Below are 24340 nucleotides of genomic sequence, written 5' to 3' on the forward strand. Positions count from 1 at the left end.
TGCGTTTTAATTCGAAGTTGTGCGTAACCGGGTTCGGTTGCCGGCAATTGCCGGTGCCGGCATGAGGAACGATTCTGGCTGCGACCATGACCTGCACCGCTGCTCAAGACCATCCGGCAAGCATCGACAATCCAGGGCAACGCCTGGCATCGCGTGGCGAACTGACCGCCTTCCTGACCGGGCTTGCCGAAGAGATCGGCGCCGATCATTACATGTTGGTCGGCATCACCCACGATCAGGCGCGTGCCGACGCGCGCATCATTGCGTCGAACTGGATGTTCGATGCCATCGAACTCGCCGGCAAACGCGTGATCGCCAGCCTGGCCAACGGCCCGCTCACCGCAGCACTCGGCGCGCCGCCGCTGCCGCTGGTCACGGCAGAGGTGGCAGGCGCGGTCGGTCTGCTCAACGCGGAAGAAGCACGCCTGCTCGATGCACTCGGCCATGCCGAAATCTGCTCCCTGCGCATAGATGCCGGCCGCCAGCGCCTGTTCGCGCTGTTCTCGGCCGCCGAGGCCGGGGCGATCGACCAGGCCGCGCTGACCAGAATCCAGATGAAATGCTGTTATGCGCTGTCACAAGCCCGGAACCTCTTTGCAGGGGCCGCTATGCAGGACCCGCTTTCCGATCGCGAGCGCGAATGCCTGTTATGGGTTTCCGAGGGCAAGACGACCGACGAGGTCGCGCTGATCCTCGGCGTCTCCTCCAACACGATCAACAGCTACATCACCCATGCGATTCAGAAATTCTCCGCCAGCAATCGCGCCATGGCGATTGCTACGGCAATCCGGAGCGGCATCATTTGAAACATGTTCGCATCAAGGACGGTGAGCACACCGCCTTCGGCAATGAAAACAACCCGTTCGGCTGGTTGCCGCCGGCTGCGCAAACACCGGCCGCCTTCAACCTTACCGATCTGGTTCGCCGTTGTCGCTGGATCGCCAGCGACATCGGCGCCAGCGGTTTCGCCCTGTTCTTCCACGACCCGTCGCCGAACGGCGTCCAATTGGCACCCTGTTTCGATTCAAGCTATCCGGGCATGAACGCGGCCACGAAAGCCATTGCCGCTTGCGTGCCGACCGGCGAGATCGTGCGCCACTTGCAAGGCAGGACGGAGCCGTGCTGGTGGTCGAACGATGCATTTTCGGAAACAGCCGCCGCTCTCGGCAAACTCGCCTGGATATCGAAAGTCGCTGCGATGACAGCGGAACATTGCGGCATCGCCTTTCCAGTCCATGCCGAGCGCGATCGGAGCGGACTGATCGTCTTTCTCGGAACGGAAATCGCCATGAGCCAGGACGCTCTGTTTGACGTCCACGCCCGCTGCTTTTCGTTGTTTTCGGGGCTGTGCCGAATCCGCTCGCGCGTCGATGGCCAGACCATCTCCCGGCGCGAGCTCGAATGCCTGAAGCTGACCGCGAATGGCTACACCAGCGAGGAAATCGCGCGCCTGCTCAAGCTTTCCGTGCATACGGCCAATCAATATCTCGCCCAATCGGCGCAAAAGCTCAACGCGGTGAATCGCACGCAGGCGGTCGCCAAGGCTCTGCGGCTGGGGCTGATCGAATAATCGGCGGCTTGCCGCGGATCAGCCGATCGTTTCGGACCGCCTGATCCGAGCGCCCTCAATGGCATCGCGCAGCCGGGCCGTGTTTTCCTCAGGATCGTCACTGGGAAAAGTGAAAGACACATAATTCACCACCACGGATGCTTCCTGCTCCGTCAAGGAGAGCTGGAAATAAACCGTCGCACCGCTCGGCCGCAATTCCAGATCGAGGACGATGCGCGGCGCTCCACCCCAGTCGACATGCGCCTCGCCGCCATGCCCAAGCCTGACCGCGCCAGGCAGGAAATACAATTCCGCCGCCGACTCCACCAGATCCGCCAGGCAGGCGAAATGTTCGAGCCGGATGAAGGCGATATAGTCCGCGACATCCACCAGCCTCAACTCATGCACGACCTGCCGGATGGCCTCGGCAACGATGATCTCACGGGAATCCGCATGTGGCTGTCGATTCATGATCCTGGCGTCCTGCTCATGAAACCGTTCCCTGTCCGGCCTTGTTGGAATAGACGATCCGGACCAACTCGGCCACGGCTTGATAAAACTGCTGTGGAATGACGCTATCGACCGAAACTTGCTTGTACATGGAGCGCGCCAGCGCCACGTCCTCGAAGACCGGAATGTTGTGCTCCCTGGCGATCTCGCGGATTTTCAATGCGACCAGATCCTGCCCCTTGGCCAGCACGACGGGCGCGCTGTCTTCCTCTCGCACATAGCGCAGCGCAATGGAAAAATGCGTCGGATTGGCAATCACCAGCGTGGCGCGCGGCACCGCCGTCATCATGCGCCGCCTCGCACGGTCGCGGGCCAGCGAACGCAGCCGCGACTTGACGATCGGGTCGCCCTCCGACTGCTTCATCTCGTCCTTGACTTCCTGCTTGCTCATCCTCAGATCGCGCCGCCAGTGGAAGCGCGACCAGATGAAATCGGCCGCCGCGATCGCGGCCATGACGAAGACGATCGCCATGAGGATATTGACGAGGATCGAGCGGATCACCAAGGCAAATTCCAGCGGGTTGGTGATCATGCCGTCCAGGAGCCTGCGGTGGACCTGCGACAGTACCATCACCAGCACGGCGCCGACGAATCCCAGCTTGGCCAGCGATTTGACGAACTCCGCCAACCCTTGCGCGCCGAACAGGCGTTTCCAGCCCTGAGCGAGCGAGATACGGGAGAACTGCGGGCGGATGCGCTCACCAACGATCTGCGGCATGTTCTGGAACACCGATGCGGCAATGCCCGCCGCCACCAGCAGAGCCAGCAGGCTCAGCACCGCCTTGCCGATTTCCATCAGGACCGTCCTGTAAAGCGAAATGACATCGGCGGCCGAACCGAGGGCCCAGGCATCCGGCTTTTCCAGGAAGACGGACAGGAACATGCCGAGATCGACCGCCGCGGCCTTGGCATAGAACAGCGCGAAAACCAGGATCGCGATGAAGGACGCAAACAGCGCGGTTTCCTTCGAATGGGGCAGCTTGCCCTTTTCGACAGTGTCGCGGATCTTCTTTTCAGTCGCTTCCTCTGTCTTGGAATCCTTGTCGTCCGATTCGGCCATGGATCAGCGAGACCGGTCGTCAGGCCGCTTCGGCAATCGGCGCCGAAGGCAGTGAAAAGGCCCCTTCGCGCGCGAGCCGAACCGTCGTCGAGGCAATGGTCTTGCGCGCGCCCATGATATCCGCCAGCGCAATGCCTTCCGCACCCTGGCTGAGTTCGGACTCGATCATGCGCCGTGAACGGGCGCCGATGGACGACAGCACCGCCTCGGTCAGCTCAGCATCGGCACCGCGCAAGGCCAGCGTCACCACCTCGGTCGAAAGTCCGTCGAAGATGAGCACGCGGGCCTTCTGCTGCAGGAACGGCATGTCGTCGAAATTGAAGATGCGCGCCTTGACCCCGGCAAGATCCGGCGTATCGGCCGCCTCAAGGTCCTGTATGACCTCGTCAAGCTGGGACTTCTCCAACTCGTTCAGCATATTGGCCACGCGGATTTGCCCGGAAGACGTATCCCTGGTCGAACTGGTGTTGAGCACGCGTTCGCGAAGCTGTTTTTCGACGATGCGCGTCGCCGCATCCGGCACATTGGCCAGCGCCACCATGCGTTTGACGATTTCGCCGCGCTGCGGCTTTTCCAGTATCAGCAGTACGGCGGCGGCCAATTGCGGCGAGACCCTCGACAGCACCATCGCCGCCGTCTGCGCATGTTCGCCGGCGAGGAAGTTTGCCAACCGCTCCGGCTCCAGCTTTTCGATTTCCGGCCAGATCGACTGCGGCTCGGCGGGTGTGGTGTCCGCGCTTCTGCCGTTCATGATCGCGTTCACCTCCTCGGGCGACAGCGATTCATTGAGGATAGTGTCCATCTTGTCGGCGGAATCGAGCAGGCCGGCGCCTTCCGTGAACTCGGCCTCGAATTCCGCGACGATCCGTTCGAGGTCGCCTTGCGGAATGGTGCGCAACAGCCGCGCCGCCTCGATCAGCGCCTTGAGCTCTTCCTGCTTGAAGAATTTCAGCAGGCGGCTGGCCGAAGGCTTGCCCATCGCCACCAATATGGCGGCGGCCTTCTGTGCCCGTGTCAGGGTGAGCGTCATCGTCACGCGCTCTTTGCGGTTGCGGCGATTTCGGTCAGGCGGATGCCGAAGCGCGATGCGTCGCCCTCAAGCACGGTGATTTCGCCGCGCGCGATCCGGCGGCCATTGACGATCACGTCAACCGGCTCGCCGATGCGCCGGTCCAGCGCCACGACCGAGCCGCGCTGCAAGGCCATCAGTTGTGAAACCGGCATTTCAGTGCTGCCGAGCACGATCTGGACATCGACGGGAATATCCATGATGACGCTGGAACCGCCGCCGCGAAACGCCATTTCCGGCCGCTGTTCCTCTTCCCGAAGCACCCCGCGCAATTCCTCGATGGCACGATCGAGTTGCTCCTGCGGCTGCTCGAGCGTCTCGTCTGCGGCCTCGACCGCTTCCGCCTGCGTTGCGGTGTCGTCATTGTCGCTCATCGTCGTCTCCAATTTCAGATGCCGGCCTGGCGAGCCAGGCTGTCGATGAAATCCTGGCCCTCGTCCTGGGTCCCGCTGATGCGGACCGTATAATTCTCGCCAAGCTTGCCGAATTCGCAGGCAAACAGCGCCTTGCTGCGCGCCCACAGACGCGCCTGCACCGGCGCTCCCTTATCCAGTTCCAGCACCTGCCCCTTCTGCAACCCCGCGATCTGGCCGAGCGTCAGCCGCCCCAGCGGCATGGTGGCGTCAAGCCGCACGCTCGAGCGCATCACCTCTTCGGAAAGGCGCGCGCGCCAGTGGCCGGGCGCTTCGCCGTCATCGGCAGCGTCCGCGCCATTGCGCCGGGTCAAAAGCACGCGCTGGGGAATGAGGATGGTGAGCGTGCCGGTTTCGGTCGGGGTCGAAAGTCCGATGACGATACGCACGGCAGCGCCGTCACGCAGCACACGCCGGCGCGCCTCCGGGCCGGACAGCGCCGGCGCAATCGGCAATTTCAGTTCCAGAGAACGCCGGCCCGAACCGTTGAACACCTCTGCCGCCTGTTGGAACACCAGAGCGGCGACATCCACCTCGACATGAGAAAGCTCGCGCTCGATCGGCACGATGGCCATGTCGGCATCGCCGCCGAAGAGCGCGCTGACCATGATGGCGATTGCGGGGGCATCGAGCACCATGGTCATCGCGTCGGACGAGAATGCCGACGCTACGACCGCCATGGCGAAGCAATCGCCGGCCCGCGCACGCGCCTCGGGGACACGGCCGACCTCGACGGCCCTCAGTTCGAGCGTCACCGCAGCCCCGGTCTCGACCAGGCTCTTTTGCAGCAAGGGCAGCGCCCGCTCGGCCATGGAGCGTCCGGCGCCGATGACTTGCGAGGCCTCGCCGCTATCGCCAACCAGCCGTTCGAGAATGGGAGAACACGCCCGCCCCTCACCCATTGTGGCGTTGCCCATGATCAGGCCGCCTTCTTCTCGATGGCGGTGCTCATCGTGTTCTGCTCGACCGCGTCGATGGACGGCCGGTCATGCGAGGAGATGGTCTTGCGGCCGAATTCGATGGCGACCTGCGGCAGCGCGCCGTTCATGTAGGCAAGCAGCGTCTGCTTGACCACGACATAGAGCCGGTTCTTCTTCTCGCGCACCGTCTTGATCTTGGTGGCGATCGGCCCGACCACCGCATAGGACAGGAAGATACCGAGAAAGGTGCCGACGAGCGCCGCTCCGATCAGCCCGCCGAGGATTTCGGGCGACTGGTCGAGCGCGCCCATCGCCTTTACCACGCCCAGAACAGCAGCCACGATGCCGAGCGCCGGCAGCCCGTCGCCCACCGCCACCAGCGCGTGATAGCATTTGAGCTTGTCGGCGCGGATCGTGTGGATTTCTTCGTCCATCAGTGCCTCGATCTCATGCGGGCGCGCATTGCCGATAATGATGATGCGGCAATAATCGCAGATGAAATTGGTCAGGTCGCGGTTCTTCAGCACGGTCGGAAACGCCTGGAAGATCGCCGACTCCTGCGGATTGTCGATATGCGCTTCAACCTCGCTGCGGGATTTGGCGCGCAGTTCGCGCATCAGCGAGTGCAGCACGCCGAGCGTCTCCAGATAGTCCTGCTCGTTCGGCACCGCCTGCTTGAACGCTTCGAGAATGCCCCTGCCGGTGTCTTTCACCGTTTTCATCGGGTTGGCGACGAGAAAACAGCCGAGCGCCGCGCCGCAGATGACCACCGCTTCCCATGGCTGCATCAGCACGTGCAGATGGCCGCCCATGGCCATGAAGCCGCCAAGCACGCAGCCGAGTGTCACCATCAATCCGATCAGAATGCCCACGGCCGGTCCTTCGCATATCACATCAGAAAGACGGGATAGCTGTCCTGCCTTGTGTGAGGCTTGAATCATGGATGAGGAAACGGTTCAGCTTCGCGCAAGCAAGCGTTTTTAAGCTCGGGCTTACAGATTGGCGGAGGCCGCATCGCTTGAACACTTATCTCAGCTATCAGCTTATCGCGCGGGACATACCCAAGGCGCTCGACCGGATCGAGAAGCAGCCGGTGGTCGATCGCGAAACGAAATATTACGAAGAAAACATCGGCAAGGTCACCTCGATCGACGAATTCGTCCAAAATGACCGCCTGTTCAAATACGCCATGAAGGCCGCCGGCCTCGGTGACATGGACTATGCAAAGGCGTTCATGGCCAAGGCCCTCAAGGAGGGCATTTCCGATCCCGAAAGCTTCGCCAACAAGCTGACCGACAAACGCTATGCGCAGTTCGTCCGATCCTTCAACTTCGCCGCCCATGGCGCGCAGACGACCGTCTACAACAAGGCGCAGCAGGAAACGGTGAACAATTATGCCGTGCAGGCGGCAATCGACGACACCGACCCGGCCACCGTGAAAGCGGAAACCGATTATTACCTGACGAAGATCGGCAGCGTGAAGTCGATCGACGATCTGTTGGCCGACGACCGACTCTATGCCTATGCGATGAAGGCCTATGCGCTCGATCCGGCCGAGGACGGCAGGGACCTGATGCGCAGCGTTCTGGAAGGCGGCATCCGCGACCCCAAAAGCCTCGCCAATACGATGGACGACAAACGCTTCGCCGCCTTCGCCGGGGCCTTCAACTTCGAGGAACTGGGCGAGAACGCCACGACCTACAGCGCCTCGCAGCAGCCGGTCGTCGCCAACTATATGCGACAGACGCTGGAGGAAGACGCCGGCCAGACCAATCAGGGTGTACGCCTGGCGCTCTATTTCCAGCGCAAGGCGCCGACACTGACCAACTGGTACGAGGTGCTGGCCGACAAGGCCTTGGCCAATGTCGTGCGCACCGCATTCGGCCTGCCGGATAGCTTCGCCTCCGCCGATATCGACAAGCAGGTCCAGCTTTTCGAGGATCGCTTCGACATCAAGGATTTTGCCGATCCCGAAAAGCTCGGCACGTTTCTCACCCGCTTCACCAGCCTTTACGAGATCAACAACCCCACATCGAGCACGGTCACCTCGGTCAGCGTGCTGTTTTCCCAGCCAACGACCGTGGGCGTCTCCACGGACCTGATGATGGCCATGCAGCAATTGAAGCCGGTCTAGGGTCAGGACGCACGCCATGCAGGACAGCCTCTACGTCGCCCTTTCCGCCCAGATCGCCCTCGAGCGGCGGCTGACGACCATTGCCGATAATGTCGCCAATGCGTCGACCGTCGGCTTTCGCGCTACCGGCGTGCGCTTTGAGGATGTGGTTTCGGGCACCGGGCCGAAATCGGTGTCCTTCGCCTCCTCCGGCAAAACCTATCTTAACGGCGCGCATGGTGCGCTCAAGCAAACCGGAAATCCGCTGGATTTCTCCATTCAGGGCGATGCCTGGTTCGGCATCCAGACGCCGGCCGGCACGGTGATGACGCGCGACGGGCGCTTCACCATGAACGAGAATGGCGAATTGCTCTCCATCGAGGGTTTTCCGGTAGTCGATGCCGGTGGCGCGCCGCTCCAGCTCGACCCGCGCGGCGGTGCGCCGATAGCCGGCGCTGATGGGTCGCTGCATCAGGGCAGCAAGATGGCCGGCGCCATCGGCCTGTTCGATTTCGACCCCGGCGAGAATTTCGTTCGCTACGGTAATTCCGGCATTGTCCCGGCTTCGGCCCCGCAACCCGTCACCGATCGTGCGGATGTCGGCGTGGTGCAGGGCTTCGTCGAGGAATCCAACGTCAACCCGATCCTGGAGATGACGCGGCTGATCCAGGTGCAGCGGGCTTTCGAGAACGTCGCGGCGCTGATGCGCGAAAACGGCGCATCGAGCGACGAGGCGATCAAGACGCTCGGCTCCAGATAGAGCATTTCCAGCAAAAGCGTGCGCGGCTTTGCGTTCGCAAATGCGTAAAAAACAAACTCAATAGGCTGATTGAATGTCACACGGCCAGCCTCTGGCAGCAAATGCCCCGGTCCAACCCGCCACGAGGCCGTCGCCCGGCATGGGTCCGTCCGGCCGCCTCGCGCTTCTGGAACAGGTCTGGCAGCGTTTCGCCGATCAGTCCGCGCTGCTGAAGCGTGGCGGCCGCATCGCCGAGATATCGCCCACTCATTACAAGGTGCGCGGGCTTTCCGACGTCGCCCGGCTCGGCGATCTGGTCGAGCATCGCGGGCACAAGGCCGCGAGCCAGGGCGAGATCGTGCAGATTGGCGGCGAGGAAATCGTCGTCGCGCCATTCGAGCGCAGCGTCGATGCCGGCATCGGCGACGCTGTGTTCCGGCGCGGCCCATTCGCGGTGACGCCGCATGACTCCTGGCGCGGCCGCACCATCGACGCGCTGGCGCGCGCCATCGACGGCGGGCCGCCGCTACTGCGCGACCACGGGCATGAGGACGCGGGCACCGCCACGCCGGGCGCGCTCGACCGGCAGCGCGTCGGCACCGGTTTCATGACCGGCGTTCGGGTGATCGACATTTTCACCCCGCTCTGCTTCGGCCAGCGCCTCGGCATTTTTGCCGGATCCGGCGTCGGCAAATCGACCCTGCTCGCCATGCTGGCCGGCGCCGATGCCTTCGACACGGTGGTGGTGGCGCTCGTCGGCGAGCGCGGCCGCGAGGTACGCGAATTCCTCGAAGACACCATCGGCGCGGTTGCCATGGCCAAGACGGTGGCGGTCGTCGCCACCAGCGACGAGAGCGCCATGATGCGCCGCCGCGCGCCCGATTCGGCGATGCGCGTCGCCGAATATTTCCGCGACCGTGGCGACCGCGTGCTTCTGGTTCTCGATTCGATCACCCGTTTCGCCCATGCGCTGCGCGAAGTGGCGACAGGAACCGGCGAGCCGCCGGTGGCGCGCGGTTATCCGGCTTCCGTTTTCACCGACCTGCCCAAGCTTCTGGAGCGCGCCGGGCCGGGTGCCGAAGGCAAGGGCTCGATCACCGCCATTATTTCCGTGCTGATCGACGGCGACGATCACAACGATCCGGTCGCCGATTCGGTGCGCGGCATTCTCGACGGCCATGTCGTGCTCGACCGCGCCATCGCCGAGCAGGGCCGCTACCCGCCGGTCAACCCGCTGGCCTCGATATCGCGGCTTGCCGGCAAGGCGTGGACGCCCGAACAGCGCATCCTGGTGACGAAGCTGAAGGCGATGATCGCCCGCTTCGAGGACACGCGCGATATCCGCCTGCTTGGCGCTTATCAGGGCGGCGCCGATCCGGAACTCGATCTGGCCGTGCAGCAGGTGCCGCTCATCTACGAGGCGCTCGGCCAGGCGCCGGCGGACCCCGGCTCCGCCGACCCATTCAGCGATCTCGCCCGTCATCTGAAAGCCAGGCAGCATGTCGAACCCGCCGAGTGAAGCCAGCGCGCCGGAGGCGATCCTGCGCGAAATGATCGCCGAGGCGCATGGCGCCGAAGACGCGTCCAATACGCTGAAAAGGAGCCGGGAGACCCTGATCAACGGCCTTTTTCAGCCACGCGAATGGCCGGCGCCGCCACCGGCGCAGTTTCCACGGCTGGAGAATAAAAGCGAACGGCGCAGCGATTTCATCATCGCCGCGCTCGGCGTGGCGCTCGGGCTCACCTGCGCGCTGTTTCCCTGGTACATTTTCTTCAATCAGGAGCAGTTCGGCATCCAGACCATTAAATTCGGCGGCAAGGGCAACGGCTCCGGCCGTGCCGTCGCCAGCCAGCCGGCATCGGCGATGCCGGCCGCGCTGCCTGATCTGCCCGGCGGCACTCTCGATCTTTTCATTACCGGCCATATCGATCGCACGCCGCAAAAGGCCAAGGCACCGGGGCTGGAGGAGCAGCCCTTTCCCGGCGAAGCCGCCGAGTTCCAACTCCTCCACGTCGCCAATAGCCGAGCCATGATCGCCGACGACAAGGGAATCTGGCTGGTCCAGCGCGGCGATCGCCTGCCGGATTCGAGCCGTGTCGCGGCCATCGAGAAGCGCAACGGCAAATGGGTCCTGGTCACCAGCACCGACCGCGTCGTCGAGCAATAGAGCATTTCCAGCAAAAGTGTGACGCGGTTTTGCGTCCGCAAATGCGGCAATAACGATCCGGAGCATCCATCCGATTTTCGCAAGGTCCGCGCAAGACTGGCGGTCTAGCCTGCGCAAATAGCCCGGAGATGCCCCATGGACCCCGTCAATCTTTTCGACCTTGCGACCAGGCAGGCGCAATGGCTCGCGGTGCGCCAGACGACGGTGGCCAGCAACATCGCCAATGTCAACACGCCCGGTTACACGGCCAGGGACGTCGAATCCTTTGAAAAGATTCTCGACCGCACGGCCGTAACCCTGCGCGCGACCCAGCAGGATCATCTGAGCGGCGAAGGCGTCACCAGGGGCATCGCGGTCAAGCCACAGGAGCCGGACGGAGCCGTCCTGCCTTCCGGGAACACCGTTGTGATGGAAAACGAATTGCTGAAGGCCGGTGAAGTGCGCCGCGCCTTCGAGCTGAACACGGCCATCGTCAAGGCGTTCCATTCCATGATGCTCGCCGCGACAAAGGCCTGATCCAGTGGACGCCTTGACCGCCACCCTCAAAATCGCCGCTTCCGGCCTCGGCGCACAGTCCGAGCGCCTGCGCGTCGTTTCCGAAAACCTCGCCAACGCTCAATCCACCGGCGACGCGCCGGGGGCCAACCCTTACCGCCGCAAGACGATCAGCTTCGTTTCGGAACTCGATCGCGCGTCGGGCACCAACATCGTCGAGGTCAGTTCCATCGACCGCGACCCATCGGCCTTTCCGGTCGAATTCCAGCCCGGCAACGTCGCCGCCGACGACAAGGGCTACGTCAAGCTGCCCAATGTCAACGTGCTGATCGAAATGGCCGACATGAACGAGGCCAACCGCTCCTATGAAGCCAATTTGCAAGTCGTCAAGCAGGCCCGCGACCTGATTTCCATGACCATCGACCTGATGAGGAACCAGTCATGATCGGCCCCATCGACACACTTCACCTCAAGCCGGCCATCGACACGAACGACGGTCTTGGCATCTCTGCCGGCAAGGGCGCGGAAGCTGTTTCCGGCGCCGACGCAACCAGTTTCACCGAGGCGCTCCGACAGGCAGCGGAACAATCCGTCGGCACGCTGGAGAAGGCCGAGCACATATCGTTGCAGGCGCTGAAGGGCGAAGCCGACACGCGGCAGGTGGTCGATGCGGTGATGAACGCCCAGCAGACATTACAGGCGGCCATCGCCATCCGCGACAAAATCGTCTCGGCCTATCTCGAAGTCAGCCGCATGAGCATTTGAGGACAGAATGAAAGCCCTTGCCATCGCCGCAACCGGCATGACCGCCCAGCAGACCAATCTGGAAGTCATCGCCAACAATATCGCCAACATCAACACCACCGGCTACAAACGGGCGCGGGCGGAATTTTCCGACCTTCTCTATCAGGTGGACCGCACCCAGGGCGTGCCCAATCGCGCCAACGGCTCGATCGTGCCCGAAGGCATCGCCATCGGACTCGGCGTGAAAACCACGGCGGTGCGCAACGTCCACACCCAGGGCGAACTCACCAGCACCGGCAACGCCTTCGACATGGCCCTGAACGGCAAGGGCTGGTTCCAGATCGAGGGCGCCGACGGCAGCACGCTTTACAGCCGCGCCGGCGCGTTCAACACCAATGCCGAAGGCCAGCTCGTCACGGTTGACGGCGCCAATGTCGTCCCCGCGATCACCGTCCCGCCGGACGCCGTGCAGGTGATCGTCAACAAGACCGGACAGGTCTTCGCCCGCATTGAGGGCCAGACGGATTTGCAGGATCTCGGCCAGTTGACGCTGGCGACCTTCGCCAATGAGGCGGGGCTCGCGCCGCTCGGCGACAATCTGTTTCAGGAAACGCCCGCCTCCGGCCCGGCCAATATCGGCGTTCCGGGCGATCCCGGCTACGCCAGCATCGAACAGGGCTATCTGGAAAACTCCAATGTCGATCCGGTCAAGGAAATCACCGAACTGATCTCGGCGCAGCGCGCCTATGAAATGAACTCCAAGGTCATCCAGGCCGCCGACCAGATGGCCGAAACCGTGTCGCGGAACATGAGGTGACAATGATGCCCGGCCGCACCCTGCGCATTGCTTTCTGTCATGGCCTACTGGTGCTGGCGCTCACCGCCGGCGCCAGCTTGCCAGCATTCGCGCAGGACCAGTCGACCTCGACCCAAGCGGCGTCAACAAAGGCGAGCCAGCCGTCTGGCGAGGCCGTGCTGATTCCGAACCGTGTCATCTATCCGGGCGAGACGATCATGCCGGCCCTGCTCAAGACCGTGGTGCTGGCGCCCGGCCGCCAGAAGCCGGAGGCGGTCGCCACCCGTGCCGGCGAATTGAACGGCAAGGTCGCCAGGCGCACGCTGCTGCCCGGCCATTATATCCCCGTCAGCGCCATTCGCGACGCCTGGCTGGTCGAACAGGGCGCACCGGTGCAGGTGGTCTTCGCCGCCGGCGGGCTCACCATCACCGCTACCGCCGTGACATTGGAATCCGGTTCGGCCGGCGATCTCGTCAAGGTCCGCAACCCCGACAGCGGCAAGATCTTTTCCGGCACGGTGATGGAAGACGGCACCGTCAGGGTCGGCGCATGATCCGCCGCGCCGCGCTCCTTGCAATTGCCGCCGCACTTGGCTTGCAGCCGGCATTCCTTGGCTTGCAGCCGGCCTTGGCCGACGGGCTGACGGCCAAGGCCAGGCGCGAACTGGCGGCACGCGGCATAACCGACGCCGACTATGATTCCGCCGCCACGGCCCGGCTGTTCGGAACCTCGAACGGATCAAGTTCGCTGCCGCCGGGCCAGGTCGCCTCGCGCATCAAGGATATCGCCCAACTGCAAAGCGCGCGCGACAACCAGCTTGTCGGCTATGGCCTCGTCATCGGGTTGGCCGGCACCGGCGATTCGCTGCGCAACTCGCCCTTCACCGAGCAATCGATCCGCGCCATGCTGCAAAATCTCGGTATCGCCACCGAAGGCGGCCAGGCCCGCGCCAAGAATGTCGCCGCAGTCATCATCACCGCCAACATGCCGCCCTTCGTGCAGTCGGGCGCGCGCATAGACATCGACGTGTCCTCGATGGGCGATGCCACCTCGCTGCAGGGCGGCACGCTGATCATGACGCCGCTGAAAGCCGCCGATGGCGAGATCTACGCCGTCGGCCAGGGCGCCGTCATCGTTTCCGGCTTCCTCGCGCAGGGCCAGGCCGAGCAATTGACGCAAGGCGTCCCGACCGCCGGCCGCGTGCCCAACGGCGCCATTGTCGAGCGCGCCGTCGGCGCTTCATTCGGTGAGCAATCGCAATTCACCCTGCAATTGCGCAATCCGGATTTTTCCACCGCCACCCGTATCGCCGACGCCATCAACGATTATACGAGCAATCGCTTCGGCATGCGCACCGCCGCCGAACGCGACGCGCGCACGGTGCAGATCCGCAAGCCCAAGAACATTTCCGCCGCCCGCTTCTACGCCGAGATCGAGAACCTCGTGGTCGGCGCGGACGCACCGGCCCGCGTCGTCGTGGACGAACGCACCGGCACCATCGTCATCGGCAACGAAGTGAAAATCTCGCGCGTCGCGATCAGCCACGGCACGCTGACGGTGCGCATCACCGAAGCACCGCGCATCGTTCAGCCCGAACCGTTCTCGCGTGGCGTCACCGCCGTGGAACCGAGCACGGCCATCGAGGCCACGCAGCCCAATGCCCGCGTCGCCGTTCTCGACGGGCCGAACCTGCAAACGCTGGTTTCCGGCCTCAATCGGCTTGGCGTCAAGCCGGACGGCATCATCGCCATTCTTCAGGGCATCAAATCGGCCGGCGCGCTCCAGGCCGATCTGGTTCTTCAATAGGCGGCGACGATGGCTTTTCCGCTGCCCCCTCGCCTGAACACCTGCCTGATTTCCGGCCTGATTTCCGGCCTGCTTTTCGGCATGCTGACAGCAGCCAATGTCGCCCATGGCGAGCCTGTCCGGCAAGTGTTGCCCGGCGCTCCGGCCGCCATCCAGCCACTGGAATTGAAACGCGAGGCGCCGCTGACCACAGAGGCCGTCGCGGCAACGGAAAAAGCGGCAGCACCCGTTACCACCGGCTCCACGCCGGCCCCCACTGAGGAAAGCGAAATCCAGCGCTTCTGCTCCAACATCGCCGACGCCGCGCGCGACCGGCGCTATTCGCTCCAGGCCGCAGAGCTGAAGCAGCTTCGCACCGAACTCGATGGCCGCGTCAAGGCGCTGGAAGCCAAGCGCGCCGAATACGAGGAATGGCTGAAGCGGCGCGAGGTGTTCCTCGCCCGCGCGCAGGAAGGCGTGGTCAAGATCTATGCCGACATGAAGCCCGACGCCGCGGCGGAGCGGCTGGCGCTGGTCGGCCCCGAACTGGCCGCCGCCATACTGATGAAGCTCGAGCCGCGCAAGGCCAGTGTCATCTTCAACGAAATGGACGAAAAGGCCGCCGCCACGCTGACCAAGGTAATGGCGAGCGCGGCGCGCAGGGTGGACCCCTCATGACCAGACAAATATTGATCCTGTGCGCGGCGGCCATGCTCGGCGGTTGCGCCGCCGATCTCAACGAGGTCGGCCGCAAGCCGACCCTCTCACCCGTGGGCGCCGGCATCGAAGGCGGCAGCACCTCCATCTATCGTTATCCCGAATCGCCGGCCAAGCCGGTCAAGAAATTCTCGCTTTGGGACGATCGGCAGAGCCGCCTGTTCACCGATCCACGCGCCTTGAGCCGCGGCGACCTCCTGACCGTCAAGATCCGCTTCAACGACCGGGCCAAGTTCAAGAATCAGAACGATCGCAGCCGCACGGCGGAACGCTCCATCGGCTTCGGCGCCGATCTCGGCTGGGACAGCTACAAGACCAGCGGCAAGGGACTCGGCACGCTGGATTCAAAGACCGAAACCAACGCCGACGGCGCCATCGAACGCTCCGAGGCGCTCGATCTCAATGTCGCCGCCGTCGTCACCGACGTGCTGCCGAACGGCAATCTGATGATCAAGGGATCGCAGGAAGTGCGCGTCAATGCCGAGCTTCGCGTGCTCACCATCGCCGGCATCGTGCGCCCGGCCGATATCGGCGCGGAAAACACCATCTCCTACGACCGCATTGCCGAGGCGCGCATTTCCTATGGCGGGCGCGGACGGGTGAGCGAGATCCAGCAACCGGCCTATGGCCAGCAGATCCTCGACCAGGTCCTGCCGTTCTGACGGAGACACATCATGGCATCCGTCGATGAGGCGCAGCCCCCGAAGACCGGTCCTTCGCTGGTGGTCCAGCTTGCCATGCTGGCGGCGATGACGGTCGCCGCGCTCGGCGCCGGCTGGCTGTCCGGCTCCTATCTCAAGCGCACCGAGGCGCCGGCAAAGCCAGCCGCAGCCAAGGCGGAAACGGCAGAAAAATCCGGCGTGATCGCCGACGGCATGACGCTGGTCGATCTGCAACCGATCACCACCAATCTCGCCGCTCCCAATGATGTATGGGTGCGGCTCGACGCCTCGCTGGTTCTCGACGAGCCGCAGCCGGAACAGATCGTCCAGGCGATCCATCAGGATCTGCTTGCCTTCATCCGCACCGTCAAGCTGCATCAGGTCGAAGGCGCCAGCGGCTATCAGCATTTGCGCGCCGACCTCAAGGAGCGCGCGCAAATCCGCAGCGAGGGCCACGTCAAGGACGTGCTGATCAGGACGCTGGTGTTCGAATGAAAACCCTGCTTGCCTCCATCGCCCTTGTGATGGCGATGGCCACGCGCGCCGCCGCCCAGCAGATCGATCTCGGCGGCATCGGCCAGTTCGACGGCACGACCGCCGGCTACATCATCCAGATGTTCGGCCTGCTCTCCGTGCTTTCGGTGGCGCCCGGCCTGCTTATCATGGTCACGAGCTTCACCCGCTTCGTCATCGCCTTTTCGATCCTGCGGGCCGGCATCGGCCTGCAATCGACGCCGGCCAATCTGATCCTGATCTCCCTGTCGCTGTTCATGACCTTTTACGTCATGGCCCCGACCTTCGATCAGGCCTGGAACGGCGGCGTCAAGCCGCTGATGAACAACCAGATCAGCCAGGCGGAGGCGCTGGAGAAGATTTCCGATCCCTTCCGCGGCTTCATGCTGCGCAATGTGCGCGACAAGGATTTCGACCTGTTCGCCGACCTCGCCCGCGAGCGTGGCCAAAAGGTCGCCCGCGACACGGTGGACCTGCGCATCCTCGTGCCCGCCTTCATGATCTCGGAAATCCGCCGTGGCTTCGAGATCGGCTTCCTGATCGTGCTGCCCTTCCTGGTCATCGACCTGATCGTCGCCACCATCACCATGGCGATGGGCATGATGATGCTGCCGCCGACAGTGATCTCGCTGCCGTTCAAGATCATGTTCTTCGTGCTGATCGACGGCTGGAACCTTCTGATCGGCAGCCTGGTGCGCTCGTTTCACTAGAGCCTGATCTCGAAAAGTTGCAGACTTTTCGGATAAGATCATGCGGCAAAACAAGAACCCCATACAACGCCGCCTTCACCGCCTGCCGTTAGCGGTTTGGTAGGAATTCGTGGTCATAAAAGCAGGCACAAGGTTGGAATGCGTCGCCACAGACGCATAGGCATGATGCCGCTCCATCCTCGCCGGTAGATTTCCGGCATGTCCCTCCGTAAAATCCAGTCCACAAAGGGGCAGGTCACATGACCAGCATTCTCACCAACGCGTCCGCAATGACGGCATTGCAGACGCTTAACCAGACCAACAAGAATCTCGCCGCCACGCAGAACCGCATCGCAACCGGCCAGCGCGTCTCGACCGCTTCGGACAACGCCGCTTACTGGTCGATCGCAACGACCATGCGCAGCGAGAATCTGGCGCTCTCCGCCGTCAAGGACACGCTGAATCTCGGCGCCGCAGTTGTCGATACCGCCTATACCGGGTTGAACGAAGCAATCGATCTGGGCAAGCAAATCCAGTCGAAATTCGTAGCTCAGGCGCAGTTCGCGTCCGGGTCGGCCGAACATACGGCCATCGCGAACGAAATCACGGCTTTGACGGCTCAGATCACCAAGATCGCCGGTTCGGCCACGTTCCAGGGCAAGAATCTGCTCGCGACAGGCGGTGACCTCACGCTCGTCAATGGTATCGATTCCGCAACAGGCGCCGCGGCCACCACGACCATCGCCGCCTATGATCTGGCAGGCGCGGCAACCAGCATGACCGATGCCGCCACCACCAAAACCGCGCTGGACGCCATGAACGCCGCAGCCGCCAAATTCGGCACGCAAAAGAGCAGCATCGAATCGCAGCAGCGCTTCACCAAGGCCATGATGGATGCGATCGATCGCGGCGTCGGCGCTCTGGTCGATGCCGACATGAACGAGGAATCGACTCGGCTCCAGGCGCTTCAGGTGCAGCAGCAGCTGGGCATCCAGGCGCTGTCGATCGCCAATTCCAGCCCGCAGTCGATCCTGTCTCTGTTCCGCGGCTGATCGAAACCGTCTCAGGCACAATTTCGCCGGGCCGCGCTTTCAATTGAAGGCGCGGCCCGATTTCATTTTCGCACAAGCTTCGTTTCCTAATCTGACCCGGCGCAATTGTGCGAGGAGCAATCCGTGCCGGAACAAGTCCAGAGAATCGTCTCCAATCTGCAGGCCTTCGGCACCAGAAGGCTGATGCTGATGGGCGCCATCACCGCGCTGGTGATGGCCGTGATCGGCGTCGGCGCGCTCTATCTCAACCGCCCCGCCTATGAGACGCTCTATGTCGGGCTCGAACGCTCGGACGTGAACCAGATCGGCATGGTGCTTGGCGAAGCCGGCATCAAGTTCGATGTCGGGGCGGACGGCACCAGCGTGCTGGTTTCCGCCGGCAACACGGCGCGGGCGCGCATGCTTTTGGCCGAAAAGGGCCTGCCGACCAGCGCCAATGCCGGCTACGAGCTGTTCGACAATATCGGCTCGCTCGGCCTCACCTCCTTCATGCAGCAGGTCACTCGCGTGCGCGCGCTGGAAGGCGAGATCGCCCGCACCATCCAGTCGCTTTCCGGCATCAAGGCGGCGCGCGTCCATATCGTCATGGCCGAACGCGCGAATTTCCGCCGCGAAGAACAAAAGCCCTCGGCCTCCGTCGTCATCCGCTACAGCGGCAGCGACGCGGAAAAGACCGCCATGTCGATCCGCCACCTCGTCGCCGCCGCCGTTCCGGCGCTTTCGGTTGAAAATGTCACCATTCTCGACTCCCACGGCACCCTGCTCGCCTCCGGCGATGACCCGTCCAACAGCAGCGCCGCCCGCACGCTCGGCGTCGAGCAGACCGTGGAAGCCCAGATCGAGGAAAACATCCGCCGCGCGCTCTCGCCCTATCTCGGGCCGGACAATTTCCGCGCCAGCGTCAAGGCCGACGTCAACACCGACAGCCGCCAGACCGAGGAAACCATCTTCGACCCCAATTCGCGCGTCGAGCGTTCGGTGCAGTCGGTGAAGGCCAACGAGGCCAGCAACCAGATGCAGGGCTCCACGCCCACCACCGTCGAACAGAACCTGCCCGAAGCGCAGCCGGAAGCCACCAACGGCCAGAAGTCGAGTTCGCAGAACGACCGCCGCGAGGAGATCACCAATTACGAGATCAACTCCAAGAAGATCGCCACCGTTTCCAACGGCTACACCTTGACCCGAATGTCGGTCGCCGTGGTGGTGGACCGCAAGCGGCTGGCCGCGATCCTCGGCAAATCCGCAACCCCGGACCAGATCGACACCCGCATCGCCGAAATCCAGAAGGTCGTCGCCTCCGCCACCGGCTTCGACGAAAAGCGCGGCGACATCATCGAGGTGCAGGCGGTGGAATTCATCGACGGGCTGGACGGCGTGCCGGTGGAACAGCCCGGCATGCTCGATGCACTCAGCCATTACACCGGCAGCCTCATCAATGCCGCCGCTTTCATCGTCGTTGTCTTTCTGGTCGCGTTCTTCGGCCTGAAACCGATGGCCGCGGCGCTGACCGCCCAGCCGGCAATCGCCGCCGCCCCAAGCTTCGATGACGTGCAGCGATCGCTGCCGACGCCGCAGGACGTGGCGGCGGACACCCCCGCTCTGCCGGGCGCCGACAACGCCCCCGCGCCGGCGATCGACGATTTGCGCCGCAAGCTCAGGCCGGCGCCGCAGGAAAGGCTGGCGCGCATGGTCGACATCAACGAAGAACGCACCGCCACCATATTGCGCAAATGGGCGTCCGCGGAAGCGGCGGCCTGATCGACAATGAACGCCGCTTTATTCGATCTCCTGCCGGATTTCGGGACAACAGCGCCGAAGGCATCCAGGGCTGCCCGAAACGGTGCATGCACGTCGCCGGAGAGTATTGAACCCACGGTTCCCGAGCGCGATCTCGGCGCCCTTGTCGCCGAGGCGGTGGCGGAAGCCGAAACCGCGCTGGCATTGCGGCTGAACGAAGCCCATCAGGCCGAGATCTCGGCCTTGCAAGCCGCGCATCTTGCTGAAAAGACCGCGTTTCTGGAAACGCTTGGCGACGATGTCGGCAAAGCCGTGGCAGCGCACATGACCGAAATGGAACAGCGCGTCGCCACGCTCACCGCAACAGCGGTGGCGCGCTTGCTGGGCGGGCATCTGAGTAACGATTTACAGCGCCGCTCATTGGAGGCGCTGACCGCCACGCTTAGCGATGCGATGCGCGACGGCGAGGCCGTGCGCATCAAGATTCGCGGCCCGGCGCTCCTGTTCGAGACCTTGCAAACCGCCCTCGGCGGGCTCGCCGGCAATCTCGATTTCAGCGAGGCCGACGGCTTCGACCTGACGGTCACGATCGACGATGTCGTGTTCGAAACCCGCATGGCCGAATGGTCGGGCGCGCTTTCGGAGGTCCTTGCATGAATATGGACCAGCCGCGACAGGAGATCATCATCGTGCGTCGCAACCGTGACGACCACGACGACGCGCATCACGGCGGTGTGTGGAAAATCGCCTTCGCAGATTTCATGACGGCATTGATGTGCTTCTTCCTGGTGATGTGGCTGATCAACGCCGCCAACGACCAGACGAAATCCGCCGTCGCCAGCTATTTCAACCCTATCAAGCTGATGGATCGAAACACCGGCAGCAAGGGGCTTTCCAGTCTCGGCACCGGCCAGAAAGGTGAAGGCCCGCCAGCCGGCAGCACGCAGGAAGACGACAGCGAGAACGGCCAGAGCGAAGCGGGCAAGGCCACCTCCAACGCCCAGCAGAGCGACCAGGGCACGAAATATCCTTCCGATGAAAAGCTGTTTACCGATCCCTATGCGGTGCTGGCTGAAATCGCCATGGACGCCGGCACGATGCAAAATGTCAGCCGCAAGGGCGAAGGCGGCGCGCAGACGTCCGGCCCGGCCACCGGCGCTTCGGGCGGGCAATCCTATCGCGACCCGTTCGCACCCGATTTCTGGTCGCAGCAGGTGGCGACACCACTTGCCGAAGCCAGCGCCGAGCGGCCAAAGATCGAAGACCCGCCATTAAAACCCGGCGACAAGGCGGCCGAGGCCCCGAATCCGAAAACGGAAGCGGTGTCCATGACGGCTGAAAAGCCCCTTCCGGACAGTTCGGGCCTACAGGTCAGGACCGCAGACACGGCAACCGAGCTTCCGCCTCTCGAAAAGACCCGGCCGAAGCCGACGGAAGAGAGCGTCAAGGCCGCGGCGCAGGTCGAGGCCGAACTTGCCGAGGCGTTCAAGCCTGGCGAGACGATCAGCAAGGGCATCTCGGTCGAGGCGACCGACAAGGGCGTCGTCATCTCGATCACCGATCAACTCGATTTCGGCATGTTCCAAATCGGCTCGGCCACGCCCAGCCGCGATCTGGTGCTGGCCATGGACAAGATCGGCCGCATCGTCGAGGGCCAGAAGGGCAGGATCGTCATTCAGGGGCACACCGACGCCAGGCCGTTCAAGGGCGACACCTATGACAATTGGCGCCTTTCGACCGCCCGCGCCCATGCCGCCTATTACATGCTGGTGCGCGGCGGCGTGGACGAGGCGCGCATCACCGAGGTGGCGGGTTTCGCCGACCGGCAACTCAAGGACAAGAACAACCCGCTATCGGCCGTCAACCGGCGCATCGAGATCCTGCTGGAGACCGACTGATGCGGCGCGCGGCACGGCTCTGCATCGCCGGCATCACGTTGGCGGGGGCGGCCCTAGCGGGGTTGGCATTTCCGGCGCGCGCGCCGGCAGCCGAGCCACTGCAACTCTACCAGTTCGTGCGTTCCCTGCAACTGGTGCAGGACCGCATCGCCGCCGGCGATCACGCGACTCTGCCCATGCAGGCCAAGCTGCTCGAAATGATCGATGCCAGCCTTCGGGCGACAGACCCGCAAGACCTCACGACGCCGGAGAATTTCCGGGCGCTGCTGGTCTATGGCATGAGCGGCGGCAACCCGCTTACCGTGAAAACCTCAAGCGCGCGCATGGCGCTTGACGCCAGCCAGCGCGCCCTGATGGACGGCGTACTGGCCTATCTCTGCGGCCGGCCGGCTGCCGCGATCGAGGCGCTCAAGCCGATCGATCCGATGGCCATGCCCGCCGACCTCGGCGCTTTCGTCGCCCTGGTCAAAGGCTCGCTGCTCGGCGCGGAAAAACCGGAACAGGCCCTTCGCCTGCTCGATCAGGCCCGGCTGCTCAGCCCCGGCACGCTTGTCGAGGAAGCCGCCTTGCGGCGCTCCACCGGCATTGCGATCACCGTTGGCGATGCAGGCCGCTTTGCTCTGGCATCGACGCAATATGTCGAGCGCTTCCTCCATTCGCCCTATGCGAGCCAGTTCGCCGATTCATTTGTCGCCGGCGTCGTCGCCTTGAACCAGACCGTCAGCCGGGACAGGATCGCCGACATCACGGCCATGATGGATGCCGAACGCGAGCGGGTCATCTATCTGCGCATCGCCCGCAGCGCCGCCATCGCCGGGTTGACTGACCTTTCAGCCTTCGCCGCAGCGAAAGCAAGAGCGGATCACTCGCCGACCCGCCCCGACGATCCGCGCGGCCTGCTTTACAGCAGCCTCTCCGCCCTCACCTCCGCGACCATTCCTGAACTCGGAAAGGCATTGCAGAAGATCGACCGGAGCGGCCTCTCGGCAAGCGACCGCAAGCTCCTGGACGCGGCGCAAATCGTGGCGCGGGAAGTCGTTGCGCCGCCGCCGCCGATTCTTGCCGCCAAGGCCGATCCCCTGCCCGGCACGAATGATCGCGCTGCGCCCAAAGCATCGGCCGACCCGGCCAGGCCCGAGGCAACCGTGGACGAGAGCGGCCTGCCTCCCGTGGAAGGCGTTTTGCCCGAGCCAGAAAGCGGACAGCAGGAGGGAAGGCCATCGCCAGCCGATCTTGCCGGCGTCAGCCGGAACGCACCCGAAGCGAACGCGGCGACGGCGGCGGTGCCTACCGACGACCCCACGGCAGCGGCCATAGCCCGCACGAAACGCAAGCTCGACATGATCGATCAATTGCTCGGAGCTTCTCCGCAATGACACCCAACATTGGTCCCAACAATACTCCCAACATTGCAACCGATGCCCAGAGCCGCTCCACACCGCCGCCACCGAGAAGCACCAGCGACGCGGAATCGAGCAAAACCGGTGCTTTCAGCCAGATTCTGGATAAGGCGCAGCAGATGCCTTCGAGAAAGCAGGACATCGAAGGCAGCCCAAACCCAACAATCATTCCCAACATCGCAAATGAACAGGAAAAGCACGCAGACAGAGCGGGCAGGCTGCCGCCTGAATGGTTCATCGCACGCGCGGGCAACACAAGCAGCGAGGAGAAACAACCTGCCAGGACCGAGCCGGAAACCCCGGAAGGCAAAGATGGCAAGGACCGCCAATCGGCGAATGACAGGCAGCCCGCACAGAATGTCCTGATGTCAGCCCTTCAGGTAACCGGCACAGGCAGGACGACAACGGCAGATTCAGGTTCCACCGCCGCCTTCGCCATGGGCGGCTTGTCCGCGCAACAGGAAAACAGGACAGCCGTGGCCGGAAAGGATTCTGTCCAGCCACAGCCGCCATCGAAATCGGACGGACCTCGGATATTCCCACCCCAATCGACGATCACTTCGAGCGACGCCGCCTCTCCACGATTCGATCCGGCGATGGCCGACGCGCCGCCGGACTTACAACTCAAGGGCGTATCTGGCAGTCCGTCAGCCAAGCCGGATGAACAGTCGCCCCGCACCGTCCCGATTGGCGCGCATCCCGCTGCGGAACGGGTATCGGTGATCGCGGCCCAGTCCATTCCCGCACCCGTGCACCACCAGATCGGCCGGACGGCACTCAGCCTTGTCGGCTCCATTGCCGGCGACACCAACTGGCAAGCGATGCTTCCCACAGCCGGGACAAGCACCTTTTCCGCTCCTTCTCACCTTGCTCCGACGCATATGCTCAAGATCGAACTGCATCCGGCGGAACTTGGAATGGTGCAGGTCGGGCTCCGTCTTGCCGGCGGGCAACTCTCCATCGAGATCACGCCGCAAACACACGAAGCCTGGCGCCATCTCGCATCCGATACCGACACCATCGCGCGCTCGATACGCGATCTCGGCTTCGATATCGGCAAGGTCACGCTGCTGCAGCCAGCACTCGCAGCGGTTGCACCTGCAAGACCGGATGTCGGCGCCGGGTTAGCATCGGCGGGGCGCGATCAATCCTTTCAGCAGCAGGGACAGGCAGGCAGCGGAGGCTCGAATGGGCAGCAATCGGGGCAAGGCCACGGGCAGGAACAAGGCGGCAGCCATCGCGCTTGGACGCCTGACGGCGGCCATTCTGGTCGCGGCCTGGTCATCTAGCCTGCCCGCATCGGCAGCAAC

28 protein-coding genes are annotated in these 24340 nt (G+C 63.6%); 22 read left to right on the forward strand and 6 right to left on the reverse strand.

Annotated features, from left to right (window positions below):
- Positions 1 to 86 precede the first annotated feature (86 nt).
- Both BFN67_RS03095 and BFN67_RS03100 read left to right on the forward strand, forming a co-directional pair.
- On the forward strand, positions 87 to 806 hold the full coding sequence (locus tag BFN67_RS03095; RefSeq protein WP_080918148.1) for a helix-turn-helix transcriptional regulator: 720 nt from the start codon (positions 87 to 89) through the stop codon (positions 804 to 806).
- Positions 803 to 1570, forward strand: a complete 768-nt coding sequence (locus BFN67_RS03100; protein ID WP_080918149.1) for a helix-turn-helix transcriptional regulator — start codon at positions 803 to 805, stop codon at positions 1568 to 1570. The genes BFN67_RS03095 and BFN67_RS03100 overlap by 4 nt, the downstream gene beginning before the upstream one ends.
- Before the next feature lie 18 nt (positions 1571 to 1588).
- Here the strand turns inward: BFN67_RS03100 and BFN67_RS03105 are convergent, their stop codons facing one another.
- The 6 genes from BFN67_RS03105 to motA are packed head-to-tail and all read right to left on the reverse strand — an operon-like array spanning position 1589 to position 6393.
- Positions 1589 to 2020 (reverse strand): hypothetical protein, encoded by a 432-nt coding sequence (locus tag BFN67_RS03105; RefSeq protein WP_080918150.1) that lies wholly within the window; start codon positions 2018 to 2020, stop codon positions 1589 to 1591.
- A gap of 16 nt (positions 2021 to 2036) precedes the next feature.
- A complete protein-coding gene (gene flhB / locus BFN67_RS03110) occupies positions 2037 to 3119 on the reverse strand; it encodes a flagellar biosynthesis protein FlhB (RefSeq protein ID WP_080918151.1) in 1083 nt (360 codons plus the stop codon).
- A 19-nt stretch (positions 3120 to 3138) separates the two neighbouring features.
- Positions 3139 to 4155 carry a flagellar motor switch protein FliG gene (locus BFN67_RS03115; protein ID WP_080918152.1) on the reverse strand — a complete coding sequence of 339 codons (1017 nt, stop codon included), beginning with the start codon at positions 4153 to 4155 and terminating at the stop codon, positions 3139 to 3141.
- Entirely contained in the window at positions 4152 to 4562 is a 411-nt protein-coding gene (gene fliN, locus BFN67_RS03120) for a flagellar motor switch protein FliN (protein WP_080918237.1), read from the reverse strand. The genes BFN67_RS03115 and fliN overlap by 4 nt, the downstream gene beginning before the upstream one ends.
- Before the next feature lie 14 nt (positions 4563 to 4576).
- Positions 4577 to 5518, reverse strand: coding sequence for a FliM/FliN family flagellar motor switch protein (locus BFN67_RS03125; protein WP_080918153.1), 942 nt, complete (start codon positions 5516 to 5518; stop codon positions 4577 to 4579).
- Positions 5519 to 5520: 2 nt separating this feature from the next.
- Positions 5521 to 6393 (reverse strand): flagellar motor stator protein MotA, encoded by an 873-nt coding sequence (gene motA, locus BFN67_RS03130; RefSeq protein ID WP_080918238.1) that lies wholly within the window; start codon positions 6391 to 6393, stop codon positions 5521 to 5523.
- Between the two features lie 146 nt (positions 6394 to 6539).
- Between motA and BFN67_RS03135 the strand changes: the two genes are divergently transcribed.
- From BFN67_RS03135 to BFN67_RS03230, 20 genes are all read left to right on the forward strand, one after another.
- Positions 6540 to 7655 carry a DUF1217 domain-containing protein gene (locus BFN67_RS03135; protein ID WP_245295142.1) on the forward strand — a complete coding sequence of 372 codons (1116 nt, stop codon included), beginning with the start codon at positions 6540 to 6542 and terminating at the stop codon, positions 7653 to 7655.
- A gap of 16 nt (positions 7656 to 7671) precedes the next feature.
- Complete coding sequence (gene flgF, locus BFN67_RS03140; RefSeq protein ID WP_080918155.1) at positions 7672 to 8394, forward strand: flagellar basal-body rod protein FlgF; 723 nt, start codon at positions 7672 to 7674, stop codon at positions 8392 to 8394.
- A gap of 139 nt (positions 8395 to 8533) precedes the next feature.
- Complete coding sequence (gene fliI / locus BFN67_RS03145; protein WP_139789011.1) at positions 8534 to 9892, forward strand: flagellar protein export ATPase FliI; 1359 nt, start codon at positions 8534 to 8536, stop codon at positions 9890 to 9892.
- On the forward strand, positions 9873 to 10541 hold the full coding sequence (locus tag BFN67_RS03150; RefSeq protein ID WP_080918157.1) for a hypothetical protein: 669 nt from the start codon (positions 9873 to 9875) through the stop codon (positions 10539 to 10541). The genes fliI and BFN67_RS03150 overlap by 20 nt, the downstream gene beginning before the upstream one ends.
- A gap of 135 nt (positions 10542 to 10676) precedes the next feature.
- Positions 10677 to 11057 (forward strand): flagellar basal body rod protein FlgB, encoded by a 381-nt coding sequence (gene flgB / locus BFN67_RS03155; RefSeq protein WP_080918158.1) that lies wholly within the window; start codon positions 10677 to 10679, stop codon positions 11055 to 11057.
- Between the two features lie 4 nt (positions 11058 to 11061).
- Complete coding sequence (gene flgC / locus BFN67_RS03160) at positions 11062 to 11481, forward strand: flagellar basal body rod protein FlgC (RefSeq protein ID WP_080918159.1); 420 nt, start codon at positions 11062 to 11064, stop codon at positions 11479 to 11481.
- On the forward strand, positions 11478 to 11801 hold the full coding sequence (fliE, locus tag BFN67_RS03165) for a flagellar hook-basal body complex protein FliE (protein ID WP_080918160.1): 324 nt from the start codon (positions 11478 to 11480) through the stop codon (positions 11799 to 11801). The genes flgC and fliE overlap by 4 nt, the downstream gene beginning before the upstream one ends.
- A gap of 7 nt (positions 11802 to 11808) precedes the next feature.
- Positions 11809 to 12597 carry a flagellar basal-body rod protein FlgG gene (gene flgG, locus BFN67_RS03170; RefSeq protein WP_080918161.1) on the forward strand — a complete coding sequence of 263 codons (789 nt, stop codon included), beginning with the start codon at positions 11809 to 11811 and terminating at the stop codon, positions 12595 to 12597.
- A 2-nt stretch (positions 12598 to 12599) separates the two neighbouring features.
- Positions 12600 to 13130, forward strand: a complete 531-nt coding sequence (flgA, locus tag BFN67_RS03175) for a flagellar basal body P-ring formation chaperone FlgA (protein ID WP_080918162.1) — start codon at positions 12600 to 12602, stop codon at positions 13128 to 13130.
- The gene (locus BFN67_RS03180) at positions 13127 to 14383 is read left to right on the forward strand and encodes a flagellar basal body P-ring protein FlgI (RefSeq protein ID WP_080918163.1); all 1257 of its coding nucleotides are present in this window, start codon (positions 13127 to 13129) and stop codon (positions 14381 to 14383) included. The genes flgA and BFN67_RS03180 overlap by 4 nt, the downstream gene beginning before the upstream one ends.
- Before the next feature lie 81 nt (positions 14384 to 14464).
- On the forward strand, positions 14465 to 15040 hold the full coding sequence (locus tag BFN67_RS03185) for a MotE family protein (RefSeq protein WP_139789013.1): 576 nt from the start codon (positions 14465 to 14467) through the stop codon (positions 15038 to 15040).
- Positions 15037 to 15741 (forward strand): flagellar basal body L-ring protein FlgH, encoded by a 705-nt coding sequence (gene flgH / locus BFN67_RS03190; RefSeq protein ID WP_080918164.1) that lies wholly within the window; start codon positions 15037 to 15039, stop codon positions 15739 to 15741. The genes BFN67_RS03185 and flgH overlap by 4 nt, the downstream gene beginning before the upstream one ends.
- Positions 15742 to 15753: 12 nt before the next feature.
- Complete coding sequence (locus BFN67_RS03195; RefSeq protein WP_080918165.1) at positions 15754 to 16236, forward strand: flagellar basal body-associated FliL family protein; 483 nt, start codon at positions 15754 to 15756, stop codon at positions 16234 to 16236.
- A complete protein-coding gene (gene fliP / locus BFN67_RS03200) occupies positions 16233 to 16964 on the forward strand; it encodes a flagellar type III secretion system pore protein FliP (RefSeq protein WP_080918166.1) in 732 nt (243 codons plus the stop codon). Before BFN67_RS03195 ends, fliP begins: the two co-directional genes overlap by 4 nt.
- A gap of 239 nt (positions 16965 to 17203) precedes the next feature.
- Positions 17204 to 17995: a flagellin N-terminal helical domain-containing protein gene (locus BFN67_RS03205; protein ID WP_080918167.1), complete on the forward strand. Its 792-nt coding sequence runs from the start codon at positions 17204 to 17206 to the stop codon at positions 17993 to 17995.
- Between the two features lie 123 nt (positions 17996 to 18118).
- A complete protein-coding gene (gene fliF / locus BFN67_RS03210; RefSeq protein WP_080918240.1) occupies positions 18119 to 19753 on the forward strand; it encodes a flagellar basal-body MS-ring/collar protein FliF in 1635 nt (544 codons plus the stop codon).
- A gap of 6 nt (positions 19754 to 19759) precedes the next feature.
- Positions 19760 to 20389, forward strand: a complete 630-nt coding sequence (locus tag BFN67_RS03215; RefSeq protein WP_080918168.1) for a hypothetical protein — start codon at positions 19760 to 19762, stop codon at positions 20387 to 20389.
- Positions 20386 to 21630: a MotB family protein gene (locus tag BFN67_RS03220; protein ID WP_080918169.1), complete on the forward strand. Its 1245-nt coding sequence runs from the start codon at positions 20386 to 20388 to the stop codon at positions 21628 to 21630. Before BFN67_RS03215 ends, BFN67_RS03220 begins: the two co-directional genes overlap by 4 nt.
- Positions 21630 to 23006, forward strand: a complete 1377-nt coding sequence (locus tag BFN67_RS03225) for a chemotaxis protein MotC (RefSeq protein WP_080918170.1) — start codon at positions 21630 to 21632, stop codon at positions 23004 to 23006. The genes BFN67_RS03220 and BFN67_RS03225 overlap by 1 nt, the downstream gene beginning before the upstream one ends.
- Positions 23003 to 24319: a flagellar hook-length control protein FliK gene (locus BFN67_RS03230; protein WP_080918171.1), complete on the forward strand. Its 1317-nt coding sequence runs from the start codon at positions 23003 to 23005 to the stop codon at positions 24317 to 24319. The genes BFN67_RS03225 and BFN67_RS03230 overlap by 4 nt, the downstream gene beginning before the upstream one ends.
- Positions 24320 to 24340 lie beyond the last annotated feature (21 nt).

This window comes from Manganibacter manganicus, assembly GCF_002075885.1.
Lineage (GTDB): Bacteria > Pseudomonadota > Alphaproteobacteria > Rhizobiales > Rhizobiaceae > Mesorhizobium > Mesorhizobium manganicum.

What these genes read in the sequence shown, in the direction of transcription:
- BFN67_RS03125 (WP_080918153.1), bottom strand. Translation starts at nt 5,518, where the DNA reads ATGGGCAACGCCACAATGGGTGAGGGGCGGGCGTGTTCTCCCATTCTC.
- fliE (WP_080918160.1), top strand. Translation starts at nt 11,478, where the DNA reads ATGATCGGCCCCATCGACACACTTCACCTCAAGCCGGCCATCGACACG.
- BFN67_RS03195 (WP_080918165.1), top strand. Translation starts at nt 15,754, where the DNA reads ATGGCATCCGTCGATGAGGCGCAGCCCCCGAAGACCGGTCCTTCGCTG.
- BFN67_RS03180 (WP_080918163.1), top strand. Translation starts at nt 13,127, where the DNA reads ATGATCCGCCGCGCCGCGCTCCTTGCAATTGCCGCCGCACTTGGCTTG.
- flgG (WP_080918161.1), top strand. Translation starts at nt 11,809, where the DNA reads ATGAAAGCCCTTGCCATCGCCGCAACCGGCATGACCGCCCAGCAGACC.
- flgB (WP_080918158.1), top strand. Translation starts at nt 10,677, where the DNA reads ATGGACCCCGTCAATCTTTTCGACCTTGCGACCAGGCAGGCGCAATGG.
- fliP (WP_080918166.1), top strand. Translation starts at nt 16,233, where the DNA reads ATGAAAACCCTGCTTGCCTCCATCGCCCTTGTGATGGCGATGGCCACG.
- fliI (WP_139789011.1), top strand. Translation starts at nt 8,534, where the DNA reads ATGGGTCCGTCCGGCCGCCTCGCGCTTCTGGAACAGGTCTGGCAGCGT.
- BFN67_RS03150 (WP_080918157.1), top strand. Translation starts at nt 9,873, where the DNA reads ATGTCGAACCCGCCGAGTGAAGCCAGCGCGCCGGAGGCGATCCTGCGC.
- BFN67_RS03095 (WP_080918148.1), top strand. Translation starts at nt 87, where the DNA reads ATGACCTGCACCGCTGCTCAAGACCATCCGGCAAGCATCGACAATCCA.
- BFN67_RS03220 (WP_080918169.1), top strand. Translation starts at nt 20,386, where the DNA reads ATGAATATGGACCAGCCGCGACAGGAGATCATCATCGTGCGTCGCAAC.
- flhB (WP_080918151.1), bottom strand. Translation starts at nt 3,119, where the DNA reads ATGGCCGAATCGGACGACAAGGATTCCAAGACAGAGGAAGCGACTGAA.
- flgF (WP_080918155.1), top strand. Translation starts at nt 7,672, where the DNA reads ATGCAGGACAGCCTCTACGTCGCCCTTTCCGCCCAGATCGCCCTCGAG.
- fliN (WP_080918237.1), bottom strand. Translation starts at nt 4,562, where the DNA reads ATGAGCGACAATGACGACACCGCAACGCAGGCGGAAGCGGTCGAGGCC.
- BFN67_RS03215 (WP_080918168.1), top strand. Translation starts at nt 19,760, where the DNA reads ATGAACGCCGCTTTATTCGATCTCCTGCCGGATTTCGGGACAACAGCG.
- flgH (WP_080918164.1), top strand. Translation starts at nt 15,037, where the DNA reads ATGACCAGACAAATATTGATCCTGTGCGCGGCGGCCATGCTCGGCGGT.
- flgA (WP_080918162.1), top strand. Translation starts at nt 12,600, where the DNA reads ATGATGCCCGGCCGCACCCTGCGCATTGCTTTCTGTCATGGCCTACTG.
- BFN67_RS03205 (WP_080918167.1), top strand. Translation starts at nt 17,204, where the DNA reads ATGACCAGCATTCTCACCAACGCGTCCGCAATGACGGCATTGCAGACG.
- BFN67_RS03185 (WP_139789013.1), top strand. Translation starts at nt 14,465, where the DNA reads ATGCTGACAGCAGCCAATGTCGCCCATGGCGAGCCTGTCCGGCAAGTG.
- BFN67_RS03230 (WP_080918171.1), top strand. Translation starts at nt 23,003, where the DNA reads ATGACACCCAACATTGGTCCCAACAATACTCCCAACATTGCAACCGAT.
- BFN67_RS03225 (WP_080918170.1), top strand. Translation starts at nt 21,630, where the DNA reads ATGCGGCGCGCGGCACGGCTCTGCATCGCCGGCATCACGTTGGCGGGG.
- BFN67_RS03105 (WP_080918150.1), bottom strand. Translation starts at nt 2,020, where the DNA reads ATGAATCGACAGCCACATGCGGATTCCCGTGAGATCATCGTTGCCGAG.